This window comes from Vibrio sp. (assembly GCF_038138445.1).
Classification (GTDB): domain Bacteria; phylum Pseudomonadota; class Gammaproteobacteria; order Enterobacterales; family Vibrionaceae; genus Vibrio.
Map to the genome: position 1 here is coordinate 1 of NZ_JAYQDQ010000011.1, position 24,088 is coordinate 24,088.

Annotated in this window: 24 protein-coding genes; 11 read left to right on the forward strand and 13 right to left on the reverse strand. The window is 40.3% G+C overall.

Annotated features, from left to right (window positions below):
* Positions 1-240 precede the first annotated feature (240 nt).
* Positions 241-405, reverse strand: a complete 165-nt coding sequence (locus tag AAFM34_RS05175) for a hypothetical protein (protein WP_172971822.1) — start codon at positions 403-405, stop codon at positions 241-243.
* Between the two features lie 741 nt (positions 406-1,146).
* Here AAFM34_RS05175 and AAFM34_RS05180 point away from each other — a divergent pair.
* Together AAFM34_RS05180 and AAFM34_RS05185 are read left to right on the forward strand one after the other, a co-directional pair.
* Positions 1,147-1,917 (forward strand): class II aldolase/adducin family protein, encoded by a 771-nt coding sequence (locus AAFM34_RS05180; RefSeq protein ID WP_341660683.1) that lies wholly within the window; start codon positions 1,147-1,149, stop codon positions 1,915-1,917.
* Positions 1,918-1,949: 32 nt separating this feature from the next.
* A complete protein-coding gene (locus AAFM34_RS05185; protein WP_341660685.1) occupies positions 1,950-3,125 on the forward strand; it encodes a mandelate racemase/muconate lactonizing enzyme family protein in 1,176 nt (391 codons plus the stop codon).
* Between the two features lie 4 nt (positions 3,126-3,129).
* Here the strand turns inward: AAFM34_RS05185 and AAFM34_RS05190 are convergent, their stop codons facing one another.
* Positions 3,130-3,981 (reverse strand): amidohydrolase family protein, encoded by an 852-nt coding sequence (locus AAFM34_RS05190; RefSeq protein WP_341660687.1) that lies wholly within the window; start codon positions 3,979-3,981, stop codon positions 3,130-3,132.
* A gap of 8 nt (positions 3,982-3,989) precedes the next feature.
* Complete coding sequence (locus tag AAFM34_RS05195; protein WP_341660689.1) at positions 3,990-4,715, reverse strand: SDR family oxidoreductase; 726 nt, start codon at positions 4,713-4,715, stop codon at positions 3,990-3,992.
* 647 nt (positions 4,716-5,362) lie between these two features.
* Between AAFM34_RS05195 and AAFM34_RS05200 the strand changes: the two genes are divergently transcribed.
* The 4 genes from AAFM34_RS05200 (at position 5,363) to AAFM34_RS05215 (ending at position 9,227) form a co-directional block, all read left to right on the forward strand.
* Positions 5,363-6,844: an FMN-binding glutamate synthase family protein gene (locus AAFM34_RS05200; RefSeq protein ID WP_341660690.1), complete on the forward strand. Its 1,482-nt coding sequence runs from the start codon at positions 5,363-5,365 to the stop codon at positions 6,842-6,844.
* Between the two features lie 228 nt (positions 6,845-7,072).
* On the forward strand, positions 7,073-7,816 hold the full coding sequence (locus tag AAFM34_RS05205; protein ID WP_341660692.1) for an FAD-dependent oxidoreductase: 744 nt from the start codon (positions 7,073-7,075) through the stop codon (positions 7,814-7,816).
* Between the two features lie 3 nt (positions 7,817-7,819).
* Positions 7,820-8,632 carry a hypothetical protein gene (locus AAFM34_RS05210; protein WP_341660695.1) on the forward strand — a complete coding sequence of 271 codons (813 nt, stop codon included), beginning with the start codon at positions 7,820-7,822 and terminating at the stop codon, positions 8,630-8,632.
* Position 8,633: 1 nt separating this feature from the next.
* Positions 8,634-9,227: a hypothetical protein gene (locus AAFM34_RS05215; RefSeq protein ID WP_341660697.1), complete on the forward strand. Its 594-nt coding sequence runs from the start codon at positions 8,634-8,636 to the stop codon at positions 9,225-9,227.
* A gap of 56 nt (positions 9,228-9,283) precedes the next feature.
* Here AAFM34_RS05215 and AAFM34_RS05220 read toward each other — a convergent pair whose 3' ends face one another.
* Entirely contained in the window at positions 9,284-10,360 is a 1,077-nt protein-coding gene (locus AAFM34_RS05220; protein ID WP_341660699.1) for a M23 family metallopeptidase, read from the reverse strand.
* A 181-nt stretch (positions 10,361-10,541) separates the two neighbouring features.
* Entirely contained in the window at positions 10,542-12,434 is a 1,893-nt protein-coding gene (locus tag AAFM34_RS05225) for a methyl-accepting chemotaxis protein (protein WP_341660701.1), read from the reverse strand.
* A gap of 289 nt (positions 12,435-12,723) precedes the next feature.
* Between AAFM34_RS05225 and cobB the strand changes: the two genes are divergently transcribed.
* Complete coding sequence (gene cobB / locus AAFM34_RS05230; protein ID WP_239173053.1) at positions 12,724-13,446, forward strand: Sir2 family NAD+-dependent deacetylase; 723 nt, start codon at positions 12,724-12,726, stop codon at positions 13,444-13,446.
* Between the two features lie 67 nt (positions 13,447-13,513).
* On the opposite strand, the gene AAFM34_RS05235 is transcribed toward cobB, so the two are convergent.
* The 4 genes from AAFM34_RS05235 to potA all read right to left on the reverse strand — a co-directional run bounded on the left by AAFM34_RS05235 (position 13,514) and on the right by potA (position 17,583).
* Positions 13,514-14,551, reverse strand: a complete 1,038-nt coding sequence (locus tag AAFM34_RS05235) for an extracellular solute-binding protein (RefSeq protein ID WP_114785663.1) — start codon at positions 14,549-14,551, stop codon at positions 13,514-13,516.
* A 290-nt stretch (positions 14,552-14,841) separates the two neighbouring features.
* On the reverse strand, positions 14,842-15,606 hold the full coding sequence (gene potC / locus AAFM34_RS05240) for a spermidine/putrescine ABC transporter permease PotC (protein ID WP_341660705.1): 765 nt from the start codon (positions 15,604-15,606) through the stop codon (positions 14,842-14,844).
* Positions 15,606-16,466, reverse strand: a complete 861-nt coding sequence (potB, locus tag AAFM34_RS05245; protein ID WP_341660707.1) for a spermidine/putrescine ABC transporter permease PotB — start codon at positions 16,464-16,466, stop codon at positions 15,606-15,608. Before potB ends, potC begins: the two co-directional genes overlap by 1 nt.
* Positions 16,447-17,583 carry a spermidine/putrescine ABC transporter ATP-binding protein PotA gene (potA, locus tag AAFM34_RS05250; RefSeq protein ID WP_341660799.1) on the reverse strand — a complete coding sequence of 379 codons (1,137 nt, stop codon included), beginning with the start codon at positions 17,581-17,583 and terminating at the stop codon, positions 16,447-16,449. Before potA ends, potB begins: the two co-directional genes overlap by 20 nt.
* A gap of 361 nt (positions 17,584-17,944) precedes the next feature.
* On the opposite strand from potA, the gene AAFM34_RS05255 reads away from it, so the two are divergent.
* The 4 genes from AAFM34_RS05255 (at position 17,945) to ttcA (ending at position 21,294) form a co-directional block, all read left to right on the forward strand.
* Positions 17,945-18,748, forward strand: a complete 804-nt coding sequence (locus AAFM34_RS05255) for a hypothetical protein (RefSeq protein ID WP_341660709.1) — start codon at positions 17,945-17,947, stop codon at positions 18,746-18,748.
* On the forward strand, positions 18,741-19,574 hold the full coding sequence (locus tag AAFM34_RS05260; protein ID WP_341660801.1) for a glucosaminidase domain-containing protein: 834 nt from the start codon (positions 18,741-18,743) through the stop codon (positions 19,572-19,574). Before AAFM34_RS05255 ends, AAFM34_RS05260 begins: the two co-directional genes overlap by 8 nt.
* A 16-nt stretch (positions 19,575-19,590) precedes the next feature.
* Positions 19,591-20,250, forward strand: coding sequence for a DUF2987 domain-containing protein (locus AAFM34_RS05265; RefSeq protein WP_341660711.1), 660 nt, complete (start codon positions 19,591-19,593; stop codon positions 20,248-20,250).
* Between the two features lie 150 nt (positions 20,251-20,400).
* Positions 20,401-21,294, forward strand: coding sequence for a tRNA 2-thiocytidine(32) synthetase TtcA (gene ttcA / locus AAFM34_RS05270; protein ID WP_341660713.1), 894 nt, complete (start codon positions 20,401-20,403; stop codon positions 21,292-21,294).
* A 37-nt stretch (positions 21,295-21,331) separates the two neighbouring features.
* On the opposite strand, the gene uspE is transcribed toward ttcA, so the two are convergent.
* The 4 genes from uspE to ccoS form a co-directional block, all read right to left on the reverse strand.
* Positions 21,332-22,285, reverse strand: coding sequence for a universal stress protein UspE (uspE, locus tag AAFM34_RS05275; protein WP_341660715.1), 954 nt, complete (start codon positions 22,283-22,285; stop codon positions 21,332-21,334).
* A 130-nt stretch (positions 22,286-22,415) separates the two neighbouring features.
* Positions 22,416-23,165 carry an FNR family transcription factor gene (locus tag AAFM34_RS05280; RefSeq protein ID WP_341660717.1) on the reverse strand — a complete coding sequence of 250 codons (750 nt, stop codon included), beginning with the start codon at positions 23,163-23,165 and terminating at the stop codon, positions 22,416-22,418.
* Between the two features lie 90 nt (positions 23,166-23,255).
* Entirely contained in the window at positions 23,256-23,927 is a 672-nt protein-coding gene (locus AAFM34_RS05285) for a sulfite exporter TauE/SafE family protein (protein ID WP_341660719.1), read from the reverse strand.
* On the reverse strand, positions 23,924-24,088 hold the full coding sequence (gene ccoS, locus AAFM34_RS05290) for a cbb3-type cytochrome oxidase assembly protein CcoS (protein ID WP_341660721.1): 165 nt from the start codon (positions 24,086-24,088) through the stop codon (positions 23,924-23,926). The genes AAFM34_RS05285 and ccoS overlap by 4 nt, the downstream gene beginning before the upstream one ends.

The following is a 24,088-nucleotide window of genomic DNA, read 5'->3' on the forward strand; positions in this document are numbered from 1 at the left end:
CGGTTCACTCTTATCGCGGTGAACAGCGCTTCATGCGACTTCACGTCGCACAGACTTAATATGGTTAGAATGTATTTCATTCAAATGGTTAGATAAAAGCTATGAGGAGGAAGGTGGATTTTTCACACCACATTCAGCTAAATTAGTACATTAGATATAGTGTATCTCAGATGATTTATAATTGCCTAATGCTACTTGTGACTCATACTTTATAGAGTCACAAGTGCTATTGGAAAAAGGCTAGGCGGCGACCTTATCGGCGATAAGCTCTGCAGTTTGGGCTAACACCCTGCAGCACTGTGCAAGCGCTTGTTTCTCATTGGTTGTAAGCTGCTCACCGTTCGATGGCACAGCTGATCTTTGCACGATTTCTACCCAGCGTTTTAGTTCATTTAAGTCGTTCATTGTAAACTCCCTTAAGGTGAAAGTTGTAGGATATTTCAGCAATGTAAACTAATCTGTTTATGGTGAAATTAATTTCGTATTTTTGTTTTTCTACTTTTCACGGCTAAATGAAAACTAGCTACATCAATAATCCTACCTGACGTTTTTGTAAATAATTTTAATTTTTGTTTTGCTTAACCAACGGGTGAATACTTTGACAAATTGGAAGCATTTTTAAAATAGAAAAATTTACAAAATAACTTCATGTCTAATAAATGCGACAACGTATAGCGTATCAATAGTTGTTGGTATAATTGAATGTGCGTAGAAAGCCTTTTTCCTTATTGTTTTCCATATAAAACATTGCTTTATAGGCTTTCTGTGTTTTATTTTACAGTATGAGCAACTAGAAATGGCAGTCTATCTATCAATGTGTTGTTTAATCGGTTTACACTAAACTTGATGTTTAAATTATTAATAATTTCCTTGAACTATAAATGTTCCAATTTATCTTATAGCGGTATGATAAACGGGTTTATTCTTGTACACGAGTAGTTTGGGTGTTTGCTTTTTAAGCTATAACTATGCAACTTCATATTCTGACATTATGGTATTTTAAGTACTTAGTCAGTCTACTCGTCGCCAATGTAATGAGAACAATAAAACATCTCATTTAGACATCCAACTTTGACTCTATTGTTGGTACCATGGCTCATTATATAGTTTACTATGTCATAAGTTTGTATAAGTTGGAGTATGAGTATGTACGACATACCTATTTTGAGTATTAAGGATAAGGTGTCTGAGGTTGAATGGCAGACAAGAGTTGAACTAGCAGCAGCGTATCGCCTTTTCGTTATACATGGGTGGGATGACCTCATTCATACACATATATCGGCTCGTATACCCGGAACAGAAGATTTACTGATTAATGCATTCGGTCTTTCGTTTGATGAGATCACCGCATCAAACTTAGTCAAAATTGATATTGAGGGCAAAATTGTAGATCTGCATACGCCTTTTAACATTAATCCAGCCGGCTTTACTATTCATAGCGCAGTCCATGAAGCGAGGCCTGACGACCAATGTGCTCTTCATGTCCATACAGACGCGACGGTTGCGATTGCCAGTTTAAAAGAAGGACTCCTTCCATTAAGCCAATACTCAATGTTCGCATTGGCTTCCATGAGTTATCATGATTACGAAGGACTAGCGGTCAACCATGAAGAAAAGCTGCGTTTACAGGATGATCTTGGAGATGCCAATTTTATGCTATTGCGCAATCATGGTGCGCTGACTATGGGTAAGACCATTGGCGATGCATTTATGCATATGTACGATCTGACAAGAGCCTGTCAAATCCAGTTGCAGATTCAAGCAACAGGCCAGAAGTATCACCTTGTCGATCAATCTATTGTTGATGGAATTAAGGCCCAAGCCAACGTAGTGCATTCTGGTTTAACTGGCGGTCAAAAGGCATGGCCTGCGATGATGAGAAGAGTAAAACAGCGTTACCCTGATTTTGATATTTAGTTGTTTAATTATTTATAGTTGAGTTTGTTTCAATGAAAATCACCGAAATAGAAATTTTTGATATTCACTGCCCTAAAAGACCACCTTGGAATCCTGTATTTGTTCGTATTCATACTGATGAAGGGATTTCAGGTGTAGGTGAAGCTGGCCTCGCTTATGATTGGGGCCACAGTGCTGCTGCTGCAATGATCAAAGAAATCGCAGAAGCCGTGTTGATTGGCTTTGACCCTTTTAATACAGAGAAACTGTGGTCAAGGATGCTTAGAGAGAGCTTCTGGGGTTTAGGCGGTGGGCCTGTTTTGTATGCGGCTATGAGCGCGATTGACACGGCATTGTGGGACATCAAAGGCAAGGCACTTGGTTTACCTGTATATCAGCTTCTCGGCGGCAAAACTAATGACAAGCTACGCACTTATGCAAGCCAATTACAATTTGATTGGGATAAAGAATGCAAAAAGCTCATTCAACCTGCAGAGTACGCTGAAGCGGCGCTTAAAGCCGTAGCGGAAGGCTACGACGCGGTTAAAGTTGATCCTATTGTTTACGATCAAAATGGCGAATCATCTTTTGACCGGACTAAACTATTCACTCAGCCACAAATGCGCCTATTTGGTGACCGTTTGAGAGCGATAAGAGATGCAGTAGGCCCAGACGTCGACATCATTTTTGAATCTCATTCGTTGATGGGCGCGGCATCTGCAATTCAAATGGGAGAGGTTGTCGAAGAAGTCGGCTGTATGATGTACGAAGAGCCGGTCAATTACCTAAACTCTGCCATTCATAAGAAAGTATCTGAAAGAGTTAATGTTCCAATCGCTGGGGGAGAGCGCTTGTATCATCGTTGGGATGTGAGGCCATACTTTGAAGATCAAAGTATCGATGTATTGCAGCCTGATGTGGGTCTATGTGGTGGCTTTACTGAAGCTAAGAAAGTTTGCGATTATGCGGATGTCTATGACATTAGAATACAAGCTCATGTCTGTGGTGGCCCAGTTGCAACAGCGGCGTCACTTCATTTGGAAACAGCAATCCCTAACTTTTTAATACATGAGCATCATACTTACGCGATTAAGGATTGGAATAGAGAGCTTTGCATTCAAGATCCTCAGCCTAAAGATGGCTTTTTCCAAGCTCCAGACACACCTGGAATTGGTATTGAACTAAATGATGAGGTAATCAAACGATCACCTCATGTTTCGGTAAAGTAATGAACTAGAATTTGTACCATTGGCAGGCATTATCATAAAGTAATGCCTGCGTATTTTCCTCGGATATATCTAAGACACTTTTCCAATAAGAATCATAACTTTTTGAAAATAGGCACAAAGGAAAATTGCTTGCCAACAATACTCTGTCATGGCCAAACGCTTCTAAGCACTCCGCAATAACTTGAGCGACCCAGTCCATGCTGTAGTCTCTGCTTTTCATTTCCCAGCCTGAGCATTTCACCGCTACATTTGGATACTTCGCGACAGACTTAATGTTGTTCTGCCAGACTTTCCAGCTTGGTTCATGAGGTAATGGTGGAAAACCAGCATGGTTGATGATGATATTAAGGTGAGGCAAAGAGCTCATATGAGTTAACAAAGCATCGACAGATTCTGCATCACAGAATGGCATTTGCAAATCAAAGGATAAATCGCGCTGTGCTAATTGCTCAAGATTTTTGATGACGGCGGGGTTATTGAGCAAGTTAAGCGCTTCTTCATCAAAGATATGTCTTACACCAACAACTGAAGAGTACTGTTTTAGCTTGTTAATATCTTCTGTAAATAGCTCGGGTGAGCGAGTCAGATCAGCTGAAGCAACGGTTCTAAAAGGCAAGCTCTTATTTGATTCTAACCATTCAACTTCTCGCCAAAAATGTTGGTTATCATACCCAGCTTCAATATGTACGTAACCACTGAGCTCAAGCTCTTGGTTAACTTGTAGATCCTCTTGATTAAAGTTTTTAGCGATAAGATGTTTATCAGACCAAAATGGCGGATTTGTCGGCTTGAGCCAGTGATAATCGCCTTTAGTCAGATCAAAAAAGTGTAGGTGAGGGTCGATTAGTTTAAACATTGCTGAGTTTATCCTGTTGTGTAACCGCCATCGATTACTGGAGTAGTACCCGTGATAAATGATGCATTATCGTTTGCAAGAAAAAGTGCATAGTGTGCAACCTCTTCAGGTTGCCCTAAGCGTCCTAATGGTTGAAGCATTGCCTCACTCTTGTGGACTTCGTCTATGTCACAACCAGAAGCCTCGCAGTAATGCTCGATTGCTTTGTGGTATAAAGGTGTTTCAATGGTTCCGGGGCATAAAGCGTTTGCTCGGATATTGTATTTGGCGTAATCCAAAGCGGTGGTTTTGGCGAGGGAAGCCAGTGCAGCCTTACTCATGTTGTAAGCAAAAGAATTGGGTTTAGCCACAAGTGCTTGCTCTGATGCGATGATAATAATAGATCCGGACTGCTGCTGTTTCATAGTCGGCAAAACAGCTTGTATAGCGGAGTATGCTCCCTTAACGTTAATATCAAATACTCGTTGAAGGTCCTGCTCTGATGTGTTTTCTATATTAGCGGAAAAGTGCACGCCAGCACTTGTTATCAAAACATCAATCGAGCCACTTTGAGCAATGTCTTTGATGTGCTTCTGTACGGCGTCATGATTGGTGATATCGCAAGGGAGGTGAATGCCTGCATCACTATGGTTGATATCTAAATTATAAACTTTGTACCCGTTATCAACGAAAAGTGTTGCGATAGCTCGGCCAATTCCTGAACTACCACCTGTGATCACACACGTTCTTTTCATCTGCATTTCTCCGTTTGAAAACCACGACTTGAGTGAGTGGTTTTTAATTGTAATTTGTCAATATTGGTGAGTATGGGCCGATACAGGCACAGGACGACAACGGAAATAGCGTTGTTAGATAATCCATCTCTATTGACAATTCTATCATATCCATTTGATAGTCCAATGATTAGCTGAGTTAAAAACAGGTGTTCTTAAACTTGTTGAATCAGAGTTTATCGATTACACAAAAGTCTTATTTAACCTCTATGATTAAATGCTTATGTCAACGAGTAAAGTATCCTAAATTCAATAAATTGCAGTCAATTCTCAGTTAAGTTTATTAAATCTTTGTGAATCTTAGAAGTAATTAACAAATGATTTACATTATTTATAGTGTATGTCTCAGTATAAAATTACTCTGGCTGACAAATTGAAAGTTATGAAAGTCATTCGAATCCCTGAGGCTAGGATAAATAATGGACTATCATTTTTGCGTTTTAGTCCCAAGACGTGTCCGATGGCAAAGTGCTCTCTAGCTTGTGAAGATAGCTAGATAAAGTATGGCTATCATTACAACTTTCACGATGTGAGTTTAGTTATAGATAGTTGGCTATAGTGTTCAAGAGACTACGAAAATAAGTGTTTTACCAAACTGGAGTGGTGTAATGGGTGAGTTATTTATTATAGGTATTGATCTGTTTTCAGGACTGTTCACTCTCGTCATTGGTGTCGGGGTGATTGCTATTATCTACATGTATATTGTAGATAAGCGTCAACATACTCATGCGATAAGACATAACTACCCAGTTATTGGCCGATTTAGGTATTTGTTTGAGAAACAGGGGGAGTTTTTTCGCCAATACTTCTTTGCGATGGATAGGGAAGAAATGCCGTTTAACCGAGCAGAGCGAAGCTGGGTTTATAAAGCCGCTAAAAATGTTGATCGAACGATAGCTTTTGGCTCGACTCGTAATTTGGATGCGACAGGCACGATTATGTTCATGAACTGTGCTTTTCCTACTCTTGAAGAGGATGCGGTATCACCAGCTCCCATAACGATTGGTCCTAATTGTCGAAGCCCTTATGTCACGTCTTCAATTTTTAATATTTCAGCGATGAGTTTCGGGGCACTATCAAAACCTGCCGTTAGGGCTTTGTCAAAAGGAGCTCATATAGCTGGATGTTGGCTGAACACAGGTGAAGGTGGTTTAAGTTCTTACCATTTGGAAGGGGGGTGCGACCTAGTATTCCAAATAGGAACCGCGAAATACGGTGTTCGTGACGGCTTGGGAAATCTATCCGATGAAAAGCTAATTGAAATAGCGTCACATGACAGCGTTAAAATGTTTGAGATTAAGATGAGTCAAGGAGCAAAACCAGGTAAGGGAGGGATTTTACCTGGTCGAAAAGTGACGGCTGAAATTGCAAAAATCAGAGGGATACCTGAGGGGCAAGATTCAATAAGCCCAAATGGCCACCCTGATGTTCGAAGTGTTAGTGATTTGCTCGATATGATCAGTCGGGTTCGAAATGTGACGGGAAAGCCAGTTGGTTTTAAATCTGTATTGGGTTCACAAGCATGGATTTATGATTTGTTCAATGAGATCGATAAACGAGGTCATGATAGTGCCCCTGATTTTATCACCATCGATAGTGCTGATGGCGGTACAGGTGCTGCCCCACAACCTCTTATGGACTATGTTGGGTTACCTCTTAAAGAGAGTCTGCCGATCGTAGTAAGTCTTCTTCATGAATATGGACTTAGTTCTCGAATAAAAGTGATCGCATCTGGCAAGCTTATCACACCCTCTAAGGTCGCTTGGGCTCTGGCATTGGGTGCTGATTTTGTTGTGTCAGCACGAGGGCATATGCTTGCGCTTGGTTGCATCCAAGCTTTGCAATGTAACAAAGATACTTGTCCAACAGGCATTACTACACATGATAAACGTCTTCAGCAAGGGCTTAATGTTGAGGATAAAATGACTCGCGTTGCAAACTATAACAAATATGTTCATTACGGGATTGGATTAATAGCTCACTCGTGTGGATTAACTAATGCAAGAGGCTTGAAGCGTGAACATATAAGGATCGTAAAAGAAGATGGGCTATCCATCGCGCTAGACGAACTCTACCGACATCATAAATAAAATTTATTCTACCTTCACACAATTACTTTATTTCGAGGTTTAAAAATAACCATATTAATAGCGCGCTAAATACATAAGCTTTATTTTGCTGAATATGTTCAGGTTTTAAATATGTGCATTGTTTGTTATTGGCTTTGTGACATAATCCAATCCCAATTCTATTCTGCGTTACAAATTGCACAGTTTTAGGATGAATCAACGGTATTCAAACAAATAAAGGAGTATGTTTTGTTTTGTGTTGAAGAGAAGGATTTCTGTGCACGAAATATTGAAGTCCATAGTGGCCTTGGTAAGCATTCACGCATGATTTATGATGTGTTCAAGCCTGAAAACGACCTACAACTTAAACAGTTTATCAAGCAAGCATTTATTAATAAACAACCATTTTATCCCATAAGTAAAGGAAATAATTGGGGATATGGTTACAACGTACCGGCGCAAGATGGGTGTGTTTTACTCGATCTTAGTAGGATGAATCGTATCTTAAGTTTTGACGATGATCTCGGGGTTGTAGAAATTGAACCAGGAGTCACACAGGGTCAATTATCTGAGTACCTTAAACATACCAATTGGGTTTTAGACTGTACAGGTGCAGGACCTGATACCAGTATTGTTGGTAATGTATTAGAGCGAGGTTTTGGTCATGGACCTGTCGGTAATCGCAGCCGACATTTTACTATCAGCGAGCTTATCTTACCGAATGGTGAGGTCTTAGAACTCAGCCGTAGTGTACGTTACAACGGTAGAGCTGGTCTAGCAGCTAACTTACATGAGCTTTTTACGCAAAACAATCTAGCTGTAGTCAGTAAGATGAAGTTTGAATTAATGCTAAAACCTGAAGCAAGCTTACGCTGCTTAGTTCGTCTGACGTCTTCGAAAGACTTACCTAAATACATCGAGATAATGCGTCAGCTTAAAGCGGAAGGGAGTATAGATGGCTTACCTCATTTAGGGAATCATTATCGCATGTAGACAATGATGGAGCGTTTCAATTTTGATAAATGGAATCCATCTAGAGGCATTAGTGAAGACGACATTGTTCCTCTCTGTAAAAAGCATGGTATCACCCCTTGGTCCGGAGCCTTTCTCATTGCGGGCACCAAAAGTGTCGCGAAGGAAAAAGCCAAACGAGTAAAAAAATTATTAAAACCTATTGCACGGGTCAACATTATTAGTTTCGATACACTTCGACAAGTTAATTCTTTAGCGAATATAACGGGTAGACTATTGGGGAATATTTCTTTCTACCAACGTTTATCAAATAGCCTTAATGACTTTACACAAATGATGGATATGTTTGAGGGAAACCCTAAAGATCTTGCCCTGAAAGGTTGTTATTGGCGATATACCGGAAAGGTTCCAAAATCGATGGATCCAGTCCGTGATGGCGCTGGTTTTTTCTGGATTGCACCATCTATCCCTATGGTTGGCGAAGAAGTTGAAAAATGTATGCGCCTGTCAAAGCAAGCCTTTGATAAAGCAGGTTTTGAATTTGGTGTCACCATCACTGCTGTAAGCGCTCATATGTGCCAGGCAATAATCAGCATTTATTACGACGCGACTAATTCAAACGAAATAGAAAAGGCGACTGAGCTAAGACAAAAACTGAACGGTCTCTATCGACGTTATCAATGGCCTTGTTACCGTCGAGCGGTCGATGAGATGCCTTTTACTAGTGATCAGGAGCTGGAACTTGATGCTTTAATTCTTCGCAATAAAATTAAAGTCGCTCTAGACCCTAATAATATTGTTGCACCAGGACGTTACCAAATGGGCGAGGCCATATAAGATGAATAAAAAACTCAAATCCATTAAAACGGATTCAGAATATGGCGAGTTTGCACTGAACTACAAAGCAATATCTGGAAATACAATCACTATTGAAGAGCTTCGTCGGCGAACATATGTTGAGGCGCTTTATGACCAAGATGGTAAGATGTGGGCCGGATATACTGTCAATTGTGAACACCCATTAGTCTATATTTCAGACCTTCCGCAAGAAATGGAGCAACATACTCTGTGTCATTCTGCCAATGAAGTGGTGGAAGGAGGAAGTATCTGGGTGAAAAATGAGTTATCTGATTTTGATCGAGGTTACGTATTTCTAATTGCTAGCTGGAAAGCATTCACAACCAGAAAGCGTTACTACATGGCCGGAGCTCGAAACTCGAAGGTAGCCAAACGCCAGAAGTTTATTTTTCCTAACGTATTGTTTGAAGGAAAGACAGATAAATTTGACTATTTGTGCGTTCTGTATTGTAGAAGAGAATATATATTTGTTCAGATAGCCCTAATTTTGTTGAGGTACTGGGTAATTCAACCAATAAAGCGACGACTAAATGGGGTTAAGGATCTCGCTATGAGCCTCGCCTCTAAGTTTTAGTGTCATAAGCAGTATCAGAATCTCCCAATACTGATTGGGAGATTCTGCACATATACTTATAGAGGGTTATCAATTCGCGACCAGAAACAACGTTTATTATTACTTCGTTTATCAGTCATCCATGTATAACGACAATTGTTGTCATAGCTATATCTTCCTACGTCAACCTGGTAAGGTCCAAGAGATAGATTTTGTAGTGACTGAAAGCGGCCATTGAATAGGACCGAGAAATGCAGGTGTGGCCCTGTCGATGAGCCCCCCTGACAAAGGGCAATATTCTTTTGGCTTGCGTATGTACCTATTCTGTCATTCTTGCTAACCCAAGCTCCGTGTTGGATATCGATCCCATCCATATGATAGTAATTGGTCGCCCATCCATCAGGGTGTGTGACTCTTAGTTGGCACCGTGAGAATACTGACACATACCCTTCGTGTGCAGCTGTGACACTGTAAGTCTGTCCTCCCCAACGTGGCCAATCATAAGAAACATCAATAGATGACAGTGGAAACCCTGAACCTGTATGTGAATGAGGTCCGTTAGGGACCCAATTATAACCTGCTCTCCATGGCCATTGCATTTCAGGTTGAGCTGACTTTGTCCTACTCTGGTCAGAGCTAGGCTCACCAAACCATTCTTTATAAAAACTGACCCATTGTGGCCATAAAGCGCTAGATTTGAGCGAAGATGAAAGCGCAAAGCTTATTGCTTGATCATTAGATAAACTTTGATTGATGGACTGATAAAAAACCTGCGAAAGGTAATTTGTTATCTGTTTAATATCAAGCTTATATCGTGATAACTCAGGATCACTTGGATTAGACTTGGGGTTCCAACCTGAAGTCATTGCTAGGGTGGTTAAGACAACTCTTGGGTCTATACCCATAGCACCGCTCCAATGCAGCAGATCTTCCTCAAGAAGGTGCCACTCATTGTATTCTGAAAAGTACATTTGCATATTGAAAGGGTGTTCAATCGGTCTAAAAACGAAGTTATTTTCAGAGATAAAGGTTTGGTTATTGAGTGACTCTACCTTTGCTTTATCAATGTTTCCTATATCAATAGGGGGCATAAGCGAATGCGCAACGCTATTTACACTCCAAAATAGGGCGAGTGTGAGTAGTATCGTTTTCATTGTTCTCTCCAGTCAACTGTATTGGGCAAGTCCTTACGACCACCTTCCTATGCTGACAGCAGATTTACACCACAGAACCGCTTCTACTGTTGTCTACTTTGTCCGTATGACCTGCAACTGTACCGCAATAGGTGCGGCGCCTAATTATCTAATGAAAGTAATATATCTTTATCGATTAGCGCTAGTATTTAAACTGTGCAACAATCTTTTCGAGTTTATGGCTAACACTAGACACTTGTTCACTACAGTGTACTGACCCCGACACAATATGGTGGGTATCACTGGCAAGATGCGCTATCTCGGTAATATTGCGGTCAATTTCAGCTGATACCATAGATTGTTGTTCTGAAGCTGTCGCAATTTGGGTGTTCATATCTGACATAGTATTGATACGAATAACCATGTCTTCTATGGCCTTAACAACACTACTAGCCGTTTCTCTTGTATGGCATGCTAAATCTATACTTGATGACATTTTTGTCGCTGTATCTTGTATACCTGACGCTAATTCTTGGATGGTTGATTCTATTTGATGAGTTGAATTGTTTGTCATTAGAGAAAGCTGCCTAACCTCATCGGCCACCACAGAAAACCCTCGACCATATTCGCCTGCGCGCGCGGCCTCTATTGCCGCATTTAGTGCAAGAAGATTTGTTTGTTCGGCAATGTTTTGAATGGCGGTAATGACTTGATTAATTTCTTTACTTTGCTCTGCTAGGTTTACTATTAAAGCCTGCGATTCTGAAATACTTGACGATAATGATTGCATACTTTTGCTGGTAGCAAGCGTAATTTCTAATGCTCCTTGTGCATCTTGCTTGATAGTTTCTGCGCTATTTGCGGCACACTCTATGTTGGCAGTGATTTCATTGCTTGTCATGACTAATTCATTAACGGCAGTAGCAACAGACTCAGATTGAATTTTTTGTTGTTCAGCGTTGTTCATGCTCTTAACAGCGTTCGTTTTTGAATTCTCAGAACTTTCTCCCAAGATGCTCATAACTTTAGCCACATCTTGAATATTTCCGTGCAACTTAGAAATAAATATATCAAAAGAATTAGCCAATTGAGCGAGTTCATCATTCCCTTTGGCATTCATCCGTACGGTGAGATCGCCATTTCCACTGGCGATTTCTTTCATTAAGATATTAATGGCATTAATGCGACTGAGAATGCTACGCCCGATAAAAAAAAGTAGTATAGATAGTATCGCTACTATAGCGCTGCCAAACATTAAAAGCTGAGTCCGTATTTGCTCAGATTTTAATTTAATTGCGTGACTTATTTCAGTTTGAAGTGACTTAATACCATTTTCAGCATTATGTACATTTTTTCGCAGTTGTGCTTTCAAACCTTCATCTGCGGAGTGACCTAGTTCTGTAGAGGCTGAGACTAATGCCTCTACATCTTGTTTATATTGATCGAACTCTGGTTTCAATGACGATGGAACATGTTCGCTCATGGCAAATTTAGATACTGCTTTCAGCAGGTTATTACTACTCTCTGCAGTAGAGTCAGCGAGGTATCGATAATCTTTCTCTATCAGCTCCAGAAGCTCAACTTCTAAATAAAAGCTGTCATAACTAGATGCCGCACTTTTTAATTTTTTCCTCGAATTTTCTAAGCGAGACCTATGGTTGTCCGAAGTTTCTATACCCTCAATACTGTTCACTTTATCTACGAGTAAGTGAAACTGTTGTTGATACCTATCTAAGGTTTCAATGATATTTGTGGTTTGCTTCTCTAGATGAAGGTTATGTAATTTCAATAAGCTATTTAGGTCAACTAGCCTTTGGGAGAGTGTATTAAATACGTCATCGAATCGTTTAGGGTACTTGTTCTCTTTTCTCGCTAGGAAGTCTTTTTCATGACGTCGCAACGTTAACAAATCTACAGAAGCTTGTAAGTTTTCTGTTGCTGCATGTTCTAGAGATTCAAAGCTTGAAAAACTCGCGTGTTCATAAAATGCATATAAGCCAACACAGGTTAACAAGGTGAGATTAATTAGAAGTAACTTGCCGCGAATTGATATTGCAAAAGAAAATGGCTTCTTATTCGACCTAGACTTTTCCATTCGAGCTCTCCGTAGCCTCTGACATTTAATTTTATGCAACTACTTTTATATTTAGTGTGAACAATAAAGGAATAGCATCAAATGAGAAACATTGCAAGTTATGCTCGAAAGACGATTCGAGTTAAGTAAACGTGAATTGAGAACTGCATAAATGGCACCAGTCTCTTGGCGTAGGTTCACAGAAATGCAACCTAAATAAGGGATTTAGACTATGGTCTAAGTCCTTTGTATTATGAAGTGAAAGCTCAAGTGATAAGCTAAAGAATAGTTAAACACAGAGGATCTCCGGATGAATTTTCCCTATACAAATATCGTGATACTAACCGGGGCTGGAATCTCAGCAGAATCTGGGATTCAAACTTTCAGAGCTCAGGATGGCTTGTGGGAAGATCATCGAATTGAGGATGTTGCAACGCCTGAAGGGTTTGACCGTGATCCAGAATTGGTGCAGAAGTTTTATAACCAAAGGCGTGCAAAGCTACAAGAAGATTGGGTTAAACCTAACCCCGCCCATCTGGCTCTTGGGCGTTTAGAAAAAGAGTTAAAGGGCAGAGTAACAATCATCACGCAAAATATTGATAATCTTCACGAAAGAGCAGGAAATAAAAACATCATCCATATGCATGGTGAACTCTTAAAAGCAAGATGCAGTGGGTCGAATCAGACAGTTGAGGAAAAAGGGGACATTCATACTGGTGATTTATGTCATTGTTGTCAGTTTCCAGTTCAGCTCCGCCCACATATCGTTTGGTTTGGAGAAATGCCATTGAGAATGGCCGAGATATATGAGTCTCTAGAAAATGCAGATTTATTTATATCAATAGGTACTTCAGGGGTGGTTTATCCTGCGGCTGGTTTTGTTCATGAAGCAAGGGCAAACGGTGCCTATACGATGGAATTAAATCTAGAGCCAAGCGCTGTTGAAAGTGAGTTTGAAGAAAAACGTTATGGTAAGGCGAGTATAGAGGTGCCAAAGTTGGTTGATGAATTACTGAAAGCTGATGAGCTATAGATATAGTAACACTGAGTAAAAAAAGCGGCAGTAGCCGCTTTTTTAATTGAGTAATCAAACCGGACTACTAGTTGCTTACTTTTAGTTTTTGGAAGTACTCGTCATAAATTACACTTGCTTCGCCGACATCATCTGTCCAAGTACCACTTTCCATAGCGGCTTTTGGTGGATAAATATTCGGATCATTAGCAAATTTCTTCGGCAATAATTTATTCGCAGCAGCCACTGGTGTTGGGTAACCAATCTCTAGCGCAATTTTTGCTGCATTTTCTGGGCGAATAAGGAAGTTTATCATCTTATGCGCAGCTTCAATATTTTTAGCGCCTGATGGGATAGATAGGCTATCCATCCATAAAACAGGCCCATTTTCTGGCCAAATAATATCAATAGGTGCGCCTTCTTGGCGTGCCATATATGCAGAACCATTCCAAAGCATACCGAGAGACACTTCTCCTGCTAGGTATGGGTTTGCAGGAAAGTCAGAGTTAAACACCAGTACGTTTGGCATAAGCTTTTTCAACTCCTGATAAGCTGCTTTAATTTCATCAGGGTTGGTTGAGTTTGGTGAGTAGCCTAGTTTAGCTAATGCCATATGGAATACTTCTCTAGAGTCATCCATGAGCATCAGTTGGCCTTCCCATTTGCTGTCCCACAAATCATCCCATTTCGTAATAGAAGATTTGTCGAGCATGTCTGAATTGATAGCAATACCTGTCGCGCCCCAAATATAAGGGATAGAGTAACTGTTGTCTGGGTCGAAAGGTTTATTTAAAAAGTTGCTATCAAGACCAACATAGTTGGAAAGCTTCTTATGATCGATTTTCTGCAACATGCCTTCTTTACGCATTTTGGAAACAAAATAGGTAGAAGGAACGACTAGATCATAGCCAGAGCCTTGGGTCTTAAGTTTGGCATACATGCTTTCATTTGACTCATAAGTTGAGTAGATGACTTTGATGCCTGTTTCTTTGGTAAAGTCCGTTAATACTTCGCTAGGAATGTACTCAGACCAATTGTAAAAGTAGAGCTCTTGATCCGCAGCCATTGCTGGAGATGCGATTAAAGACGCGGCGCATAAAGCGCTAGAGAAAAATTTATTTTTCATTGTTATAAGTTTTGCCTTTGAGTAATTTGCCAATGAGGCGTTTATAAAAATTAAGCCTAATTATGAGTTGATTGTACAATCATCTCGACCAAGGATTATATCAATCAAATCACTGAATAGGCATAAAATGAATCTAAATTATGAGAAATGACAGTGATTTTTTATGCATCAGTATAAATATGAAAGTTTGCGTTTAGTTTTTATCCATATAATACAATCTATGCTATTTATTGGATTTGATTTATGTGTTCATATAACCACCAAGTAGCTATAACTACTTGGTGGTTTGACTATTTTTGTCTTGCCAAGCATTGAGAAATAGCAACTAAGGTTAGAGATATTATCAACATGATTGTTGCTAAAGCATTGACTTCTGGCGAGATTCCGACTTTTACCATGGAGTATATCTTCAATGGTAAAATCTCGTATGTTGGACCTGTTACGAATGAGCTAACGATAACGTCGTCTAACGAAAGGGTGAAACTGAGTAGCCATCCCCCAGCGACAGCTGGTTTGGCGAGGGGCAACAAGATTTGCTTGAGAATAATCCATTCATTTGCCCCGAGGTCTTTTGCAGCCTCGAGCATTTTAACGTCAAACCCATTTAATCGACTGTAAACAGTGATCACGACAAAGGGTAAACAGAACGTGATATGTGAAACTAATAAGGTTAGGAAGCCTAATTGAGCGCCTAAAAGTAAAAATAGCGCTAATAAAGATATCGCCATCACAATGTCGGGTGACATCATAACCACGAATAGCAATCCATTAACCAAAGGTTTTCCTTTGAACGAATAACGAAATAGTGCCACTGCAGTAAGGCTACCAATAATGGTGGCTGCGGTTGCAGAAAAAACCGCAATATTAAGTGAATGCCAAGCGGCTTGTACTAGGCTGTCGTTGTTTATCAGTGCATGATACCACTTGGTTGTAAAGCCTCCCCATTTGATACCGAATTTACTTGCATTAAATGAGTTGATTATCAACACAATAATCGGTAGATAGAGAAAGGCGTAGACTAGACTGAGGAAGCCAAATTTAATACTTTTCTCCATTAGTCTAACTCCACTCTTTTATTCAATAGTTTACCGGCCCGATAGTAGGCATAAAGCATTATCGCCATCACTAAAGTAAGTGAAATACTTGTTGCAGCACCAAACGGCCAGTCTCTTGCGTTGAGCACTTGGCTTTTGATGACATTACCTATTAAGAGGTTTTTAGCGCCTCCGAGTAAGTCAGAAATATAAAACATTCCTAATGCTGGAAGAAGAACTAGTAGACATCCACCAATAATACCCGGCATGGTAAGCGGTAGAATGACTTTGGTAAAAGTATGAAATTTATTGGCACCAAGATCTCTGGCTGCTTCTATGAATGTCCTGTCTAACTTTTCAATGGTGGAATAGAGAGGCAGAATCATAAAGGGAAGCAGGATATAGATAAGTCCAATCATGACGGCTGCTTCCGTATACATAATACGAAGCGGTTTATCGATAATGTCGAGAGCCAGTAAAGACTTGTTCACAATTCCTTGTGTACCAATGACGATCTTCAACCCATAAGTACGAATTAAGGAATTGGTCCAAAAAGGAACAATGACTAAGAATACCATTATGGGACGTATTTTGACTGGCATTGATGCCATTATGTACGCAAATGGATAGCCAATAACTAGACATAATAAGGTCGCAATAGACGCCATATAAAATGAATGCCAGATTACTTTGGCGTAAAGAGGGTCGAGTAGGCGCGTGTAGTTGCTGAATGTTATCGTCAGATCAATGAGATTTGATTCATCGCGAGTGAGGAAACTTGTGCCTATGATCATGATGTTGGGGACCATTACAAACAGCGTAAGCCATCCAACCACAAGAAAGATAATTGCACTTTGTAAGTTAAGTTTCTTGCTTATCATCTAGGACGACCTCCCAACTCTCAACCCATGTAACCGACACTTTTTGCCCGATAGAATGATCGACATCTGGATCGTCCTCATTGAAGAACTCACTGACCATTACACGCATCCCAGATGTTAGCTGAACGATTGAGTCTAAAGTCATACCTTTATAAGTGCGTTCCAAAATATGGCCGACAATACCTTTTTGTTCTGATTCACTTATTTCTTCAAGACGAAGATCTTCGGGACGTAAAAGAACCTTGAGCGCATCTCCCTTATGAGCGCTATCTTTATCGTAATAAACAATCGACTCGACACCTTCTATTGTGGTGAGTACACGTCTTTCGTCTAATCGCTCGATCATGGTTGCTTCGAAAACATTTATTTCACCAATAAACCGAGCGACGAAGAGATTTTTTGGTTCTTCATAAATCTCTTTTGGTGAACCGTCTTGCTCGATGACACCATCACGTAGCACTATGATGCGATCTGACATCGACAATGCTTCTTCTTGATCATGAGTGACAAAAATAAATGTGATACCTAGCTGGCGTTGAAGTTGCTTTAATTCCACCTGCATTTGCTTACGCAGTTTGTAATCTAGAGCAGATAATGATTCATCTAGGAGCAGAACTTTAGGCTTATTAACTACTGCGCGGGCGATTGCGATACGCTGCTGTTGCCCTCCCGAGAGTTGATGGGGTTTGCGTTGTGCAAGGTTATCCAAACGTACCATTTTTAACGCTTCTATCACTCTAGAGTGTATGTCCGAGCTAGGCACTTTTTGCATCTTTAGCCCAAATGCTACATTTTCGTATACCGTCATGTGAGGAAATAGGGCATAACTTTGGAAAACAGTATTGACGTGTCTTTTCTCGGCAGGAATTTGAGTGACATCTTGCTGGTCGATGATAACCTTTCCCTCATCTGCATCTTCAAAGCCTGCAATCATTCTGAGGACGGTTGTTTTCCCGCAGCCCGACGGCCCTAATATAGTAAGAAATTCACCATGGTTTACATCAAGGTCAAGGTTTTTGATAATTTGTTTACCATCGAAACTTTTATTGACCCCGCATAATTGGATAACGGGCTTTGTCTCAAGTTGTTTATTGTTCAACGTCTGTTTTTCTCCCAGTGGTCAACAGAAATTAGCCAGTAGTTACAAAAGTTAGAGGGGCGCATAATAATAAGCCAGAGTATGAAATCAAAGTATTTTCTCATATTTAACCCCTAAAATTATGTAGGTGTAACTAGGGCAAGTAAGCCATACTTTGGTAATGAAGATCTGCTGCTTCGTTGATGGTACATGTTTAAGGCATTGTTGGCAGTTATCATTTTTGGCTAATTATCAATCATTTGGTCTTTAAATCAAGCAGATAAAGAAAATTAGGCTGTGGATAAAGTGAGGTTTCGGTATAATGCTATAAACTTTTAATCCAACTGCACTTGTCAGTAAACTTACATCAGCAGGCGTGGACTCGGCACTGGAAACGTTAATGAACAATGGTATAGAAAAAGATTTTAACTTGGGTGGAAGTGTTGAAAGAGCACTTTCAGGAAAGTATGAGCTTAAAGCAGGTGCTGTTCTCAAAGAAGCATGGGAACATACAATAAAAAACTTTCTTTCATTTTCACCGAGCATACTTTTGTTGATAGTCGCTCAAGTAGTGATTTTTTATGTAGCGCTGAAACTACAACTTGGTGATTTATCGATCATTACTGATATATTGACCAAACCAGAAGAAGTTAATCCTGGAATTGTCCAAGCAATTTTCATTGCTAATTTTAGCTATGAAGTAGTTAGCGCCCCTGTTGTAGCAGGTGTAAGTTTAATGGCGATGAGCCATGCGGCTGGTCTGTCGACCAAACCGCGGCATATTGCAAAGGGACTGCAATTCACGATTCCTGTGATTATCGCTACAATATTTAGTTTGCTTGCGCAGCTCGTTGCCGGGATGATTCTACCGTTTTTATCCATGTACTTGTCACTCGCATTTAGCAATGCGGTTTTGCTAATTTGTGAGAAACAAATCCCCCCGATGCAATCTTTGTTGCTATCCTTACGAGCGGTTAATAAAAAGATTTTTGTCCTTGCCGGAATATATTTATTGGTCGTATTTATGTTCATCCTTGGGGCTGTGTTCTATGGCTTGGGCTTAATCTTGGTTATTCCTTTTTATTTTCATATCAAAGGTATTATCTACAGAGATATGTTTGGTATCAGACTAAAAATTGTGACAACAGATGGGCCAAGCGATGAGGACGATAATGACGGCAATTCACAAGTGTTCAATGCGTAAAAGTGAGCTCGTTGCTCTTGCTGCAGCTGGCGTAATAGCTGGTTGCAGCTTCTATGACTATGAAAAGCGTCAACCTCCCAAAATTCAGCAAACCACGCCAGCAATTCAACCGATTGCCTCGCCAAGTTTTGACGCTTACTCTATCGGTAAAGCGCCAGACTTTGCATCTATTGGGAATGTAACAGCAAAAAAAAGAGCGTTCTTTGATTACTTGCGCCCAGGAATTGCGTATGAAAATCAACGTGTTTTGAATGAGCGAAACAGACTCGATACTATTAGAGATGACTATCTTTCTGGTATGGTTTCTGAGCAAGATAAACAATATGCAGAGGTCTTATCTAAGCGGTACAGAGTGAAGCTTGATTCATCGGGAATTGATCAACAATGGCTTGATCAGATGCTTCATCGTGTTGACGTAATTCCTGAAGCTTTAGTTCTGGTACAAGGAGCCAATGAGTCTGCTTGGGGTACATCTCGTTTTGCCACTCAGGCTAATAATTACTTTGGGCAGTGGTGCTACACTAAGGGTTGTGGAGTGATTCCACTGAAAAGAGGTGAGGGGATGACTCATGAAGTCGCCAAGTTTACCTCTGTACAGGAATCGATAGAAGGCTACTTTATGAATGTTAATCGTAATAAAGCCTACGAGGAACTGAGAGAAATACGTTACCAGCGACATCTACGTGGAGAAAGTTTGACAGATACAACAGCGGCCCTCGCTCTTACGCAAGGACTGCTTAAATATTCCGAAAGAGGTGAGGCGTATGTCAAGGATTTACAAGCCATGATAAGGCACAATCAGTCCTTTTGGAAAAACAACGAATAATAAGTTAACCATCGAAATGAACAAATTACCTTTTACTCTGTTATTAGGAGGCGTGCTATCGTCGCTTACACTGCCGATACAGGCTCAAGAGTATATGTTTACCTACTCAAAATTATTTACTCATCTAAAGCAAAATGTTAAGCAAGGTCATGAAGATGTTAAAGTAGGCTTTTTCTTTCTCAATGCAGAAACAAAACAAAATTGTGTTATTCAAAAGGCTTGGATGGAAAAAGAACAGCATTATGAAGAGTTGAGCTCTACTCGTTACCATGAGCTAATTGTGCCTTTAGATGATAACCTTAAATCAGCTAACCCTTTAGTTTTTGTTCAAACTCCTCAAGATAAACGATGTGACTTTTCTATGGTTGTCATGACTAAGCAACCATTAAGCGGCAAAGTTTCTTATACAGAGGTGGAGAAGTTAATGCCTCAAATGCAAACTATGCTTGAAGATTTAGGTGGCATGTTTGCTAGTTGGTTCACGCCCGATGTTGAAGGTGTGACTATGGAATTTGATAATCAACTTAACGGACAAGTAGAGTTTTCAAATGGTGGTACAAAGCCGATTGTCAATGGTAAAGTGCAAGTTGCATTATCAGATATAGGTAAAGGAGGTACCATGATGCTTCCGCAAGAAACCAGTCGCGTCTTACCTTATTTGCCCAAGGCAAATTAGTTCTATTCACATTGTTATCTTGGAGCATGCTAACTACTCCTATGGTTAGGACAGATAAGCATTTCATACTGATGGAAAAGTACGTATAATCTTGCCCCCTAGTAACAGCGCAGACATTTTATAGTTACGATAGTTATTTGTGAGTAGGTAATGAATCAGGTAGATACAAGAAAAGAAACGCTAGAGTATAACAAGCTTCAAAAGCGTCTTAGACGTAATGTGGGTAATGCCATCACGGATTACAACATGGTGGAAGACGGAGATGTTGTCATGGCATGCATTAGCGGTGGAAAAGATTCTTTCGCTATGCTCGATATTCTATTGCAGTTACAAAAATCGGCACCTATCAAGTTTGAAGTAATTGCTGTTAATCTCGATCAAAAACAACCTGGTTTTCCAGAACACATTTTACCTGAGTATTTTGAAACCTTGGATATTCCCTATTATATCGTTGACAAAGATACATACTCAGTTGTTAAAGAGAAAATACCGGAAGGTAAAACCACTTGTGGTCTTTGCTCTCGTCTACGTCGTGGCACATTATATTCATTTGCTGAAAAAATAGGTGCAACTAAAATTGCACTTGGTCATCACCTGGATGACATCGTTGAAACGCTTTTTCTTAATATGTTTCATGGCGCGAGATTGAAAGCAATGCCTCCAAAATTGCGTTCCGATGATGGTCGTAATGTGGTTATTCGTCCATTAACATACTGCCGTGAGAAAGATTTAATTAAATATGCTGAGCATAAAGAGTTTCCTATTATCCCTTGTAATCTTTGTGGGTCTCAAGAAAAACTAGAACGTAAAGCGGTTAAAGCCATGCTAATAGAGTGGGATAATAAGACTCCAGGCAGAGTAGAGAAAGTATTCAAGTCTATCCAGAATGTTAGTCTTAGTCAGCTCGCTGACAGAGAGATATTTGATTTCGTTAACCTTCCTTTGTCTCGAGATGGAGAAAGAGAAGAATATGAGTTTACGGAAGCAACTGTATCTTCTACAAACATCGATGAATCTATGTTTATTGACGTAACCAATGTATAATGCAATAAGGCCACTCAATGAGTGGCCTTAAAATTAATCAAATACCTGTTTTTGGGTCAAGTGGACTTATATAACCATTAGGTTTTAGAGCTAAGACATCACAGTTAATTTTGTCTATGACATGTTCGGCCGTATTACCAATAAATACAGCGGATAAGCCAGTGCGGCCGGTTGTTCCTACAATAACCATCGCAGCGTTTAGCTTTGTTGCAGATTCCGGTATAACATCTTCTGGCAGCCCTTGTTCAACGACGGTTTGTTGCTCATCATAACCATGCTTTTGTCGTAATGCTTTCATTGCAGTTAGGTGGTGGCCACGAACCGCATCAGTATAAGTATTGGGATCAAACTCAGGGAGCTCTATGGTTATATTCGCAGGTGTGACAGGGTAGGCATTGACTAAATAAGGTTTGGCCCCTAAACGTTCACTTAAGCTATTTAATTGTTCCACCATACTGTCATTAAGGCCAAGATGGGTGTCGTTTTCCGAACCAACGTGGACAGAGGCGAGTATACTGGCATTCTCCGGCCAGTCTGAGTTCTTCACTAGCAATACAGGTGAAGGGCACTTACGCAATAAATGCCAGTCCGTAGGGGTGAATATGACTGATTCTAAAACGTCATGTTTTCGAGTTCCTTTGATTACAATGTCGTGATTGCCGGCAAAGGTTTCGGCGATGATCGCCTCATAGGGACGGTTGTGCCAAACTACTTTTACATCAAAGTCTACATTTTGATTTTGCTCTGTGTATGGCTTGGCAACCTTATGCATCCACTGTTCGCGTTGTCCTATCACACCACGGCGCATAGCATCACGCTCATCAACAGACAACATTGATGTCATATCGTAGGAGAAATCATAGATCGACAAAAAGAAACACACTTTACTACGAGAACGACTTTGAGCCGCAAGTTGCATGGCGCGAGCCAAGGCTGGCTGTTCATCTTTGTTGATGTCGGCAACGACAAGTATTTTATTATAGATACTCATAGTAACTCCTTAAGTGTAGGGAGAGTTATATGATTAATGTAGCGCAGCTAGTGAAAGATTTTTAGCAAAAGAGTGGTATAGAAAGCAAAAGTATGACGCAGCTCAGTTTTGAGCTACGTCATTGAACTTATTAGGATTCTGAAGAGACGCCTGCGAGTTCCATAAGAGTATCATGGTCTAGGATAGTGATATACTTACCTTTTACACTCAAAATTTCCGACTTTTGAAAGCGTCCTAGTAATCGCGATATGGTTTCAACAGTTAACCCAAGGTAATTACCGATATCTCCTCTTGTCATCGTAAGACGAAACTCTCTCGGGCTAAATCCTCTTTGGGAAAATCTTGTTGATAGGTTATATAAGAAAGCCGCTAGACGTTCTTCTGCATTCTTTTTAGAGAGTAGAAGAATCATATCTTGGTCACCCTTAATTTCGCTACTCATCAAACGCATGATCTGCTGTCTAAGCTTTGGCATTTTACCCGATAGATCATCAAGGGTTTCGTATGGGATTTCACATACCATAGATGTCTCGAGCGCTTGAGCAAAGCTTGGGTGAGAATCTTCTGTTATCGCATCAAATCCGACAAGATCGCCTGCTAAGTGGAAGGCAGTAATCTGCTCATCTCCTTGCTCGGTTATTGTGTAACTTTTGATAGTCCCTGAACGAATAGCGTAGAGAGATTTTAAACTATCTCCCGCTTTAAACAGTTCCTGCCCTTTTTGTATAGGCCTTTTTCGTTCAATAATTTGATCGAGTTGGTCTAGTTCGTTTTCATTGAGAGTGAAAGCTATGCACAACTGACTGATACTACAGTCTTGACAGTGAATTGCACAACCACCGGATTGGATACGTTTTGTCGCAGGCTTTTCAGGAATCATAACAAACTTCACAAATTGATATACATCAACATTTTAGCACTCATTGTTTGGAAAAGGTAGTAGAATAAACCTCCAAAAAACAAGAGTATATCAACCTATTGATATTAAGCTTATTGTTTGTTGGGCGGTATAGAGTCCATAAAGCAAAATGATGACAGCGCCAGATTGGCGAAGGAAATTGGATTTTTGGAGTTTGTTTACGTGACTGGCACTGATACCAACAAATAACATTGCAGGCATTGTCCCCAGACCAAATGCCACCATAATAAAGGCACCATTTAATGCACTGCCTGAAACCGCTGCCCAGGTCAATGTAGAGTAGACGAGTCCACATGGAAGCCATCCCCAGACTAAACCGAAAGGAAGAGCATAAAGAGGGGACTTTAATGGTAAGAGTGATTGACCAGCAGGGGCTATCCTTTTCCATAGCTTTTGACCCAAACGCTCAATATAGACCAAGCCGTGCCACCATTTACCTATGTAACAAGCGAGTAGAATCATGAACAGGGCGGCGATTAACCGTAACCAAGTCAGTGATTGGTTAACTTGGCTAAATTCTGCGACAGTAGAAATAGCGCCGCCAACAATAGCACCTATAACACCGTAACTCGTCAGTCTACCTAAATTATAAAAGATAGGGACTAGGACTGATTGTGAAGGAGCGTTGGAACTTAGCAAAGATGCAATACCACCGCACATCCCCATACAATGTCCAGCCCCAATTATGCCGATTAAAAATGCGCCGAGCCAGTCAGGTGTCATTTAGGAGTGTTCTCATCTTCTTTGTCGTCTTCGAACAAAATATTATGGCCCTGACGTTCCAAATCCTCAAACTGCTCGCTCTTTACTGCCCAGATAAAAATGGCGATTGCAACACAGACTAAAACAATGGCTATCGGGATTAAGATATAAAGGCTTTCCAT

Coding starts and splice junctions, on each gene's coding strand:
- AAFM34_RS05175 (WP_172971822.1), bottom strand. CDS start 405: ATGAACGACTTAAATGAACTAAAACGCTGGGTAGAAATCGTGCAAAGA.
- AAFM34_RS05180 (WP_341660683.1), top strand. CDS start 1,147: ATGTACGACATACCTATTTTGAGTATTAAGGATAAGGTGTCTGAGGTT.
- AAFM34_RS05185 (WP_341660685.1), top strand. CDS start 1,950: ATGAAAATCACCGAAATAGAAATTTTTGATATTCACTGCCCTAAAAGA.
- AAFM34_RS05190 (WP_341660687.1), bottom strand. CDS start 3,981: ATGTTTAAACTAATCGACCCTCACCTACACTTTTTTGATCTGACTAAA.
- AAFM34_RS05195 (WP_341660689.1), bottom strand. CDS start 4,715: ATGAAAAGAACGTGTGTGATCACAGGTGGTAGTTCAGGAATTGGCCGA.
- AAFM34_RS05200 (WP_341660690.1), top strand. CDS start 5,363: ATGGGTGAGTTATTTATTATAGGTATTGATCTGTTTTCAGGACTGTTC.
- AAFM34_RS05210 (WP_341660695.1), top strand. CDS start 7,820: ATGATGGAGCGTTTCAATTTTGATAAATGGAATCCATCTAGAGGCATT.
- AAFM34_RS05215 (WP_341660697.1), top strand. CDS start 8,634: ATGAATAAAAAACTCAAATCCATTAAAACGGATTCAGAATATGGCGAG.
- AAFM34_RS05220 (WP_341660699.1), bottom strand. CDS start 10,360: ATGAAAACGATACTACTCACACTCGCCCTATTTTGGAGTGTAAATAGC.
- AAFM34_RS05225 (WP_341660701.1), bottom strand. CDS start 12,434: ATGGAAAAGTCTAGGTCGAATAAGAAGCCATTTTCTTTTGCAATATCA.
- cobB (WP_239173053.1), top strand. CDS start 12,724: ATGAATTTTCCCTATACAAATATCGTGATACTAACCGGGGCTGGAATC.
- AAFM34_RS05235 (WP_114785663.1), bottom strand. CDS start 14,551: ATGAAAAATAAATTTTTCTCTAGCGCTTTATGCGCCGCGTCTTTAATC.
- potC (WP_341660705.1), bottom strand. CDS start 15,606: ATGGAGAAAAGTATTAAATTTGGCTTCCTCAGTCTAGTCTACGCCTTT.
- potB (WP_341660707.1), bottom strand. CDS start 16,466: ATGATAAGCAAGAAACTTAACTTACAAAGTGCAATTATCTTTCTTGTG.
- AAFM34_RS05255 (WP_341660709.1), top strand. CDS start 17,945: ATGAACAATGGTATAGAAAAAGATTTTAACTTGGGTGGAAGTGTTGAA.
- AAFM34_RS05260 (WP_341660801.1), top strand. CDS start 18,741: ATGCGTAAAAGTGAGCTCGTTGCTCTTGCTGCAGCTGGCGTAATAGCT.
- AAFM34_RS05265 (WP_341660711.1), top strand. CDS start 19,591: ATGAACAAATTACCTTTTACTCTGTTATTAGGAGGCGTGCTATCGTCG.
- ttcA (WP_341660713.1), top strand. CDS start 20,401: ATGAATCAGGTAGATACAAGAAAAGAAACGCTAGAGTATAACAAGCTT.
- uspE (WP_341660715.1), bottom strand. CDS start 22,285: ATGAGTATCTATAATAAAATACTTGTCGTTGCCGACATCAACAAAGAT.
- AAFM34_RS05280 (WP_341660717.1), bottom strand. CDS start 23,165: ATGATTCCTGAAAAGCCTGCGACAAAACGTATCCAATCCGGTGGTTGT.
- AAFM34_RS05285 (WP_341660719.1), bottom strand. CDS start 23,927: ATGACACCTGACTGGCTCGGCGCATTTTTAATCGGCATAATTGGGGCT.
- ccoS (WP_341660721.1), bottom strand. CDS start 24,088: ATGGAAAGCCTTTATATCTTAATCCCGATAGCCATTGTTTTAGTCTGT.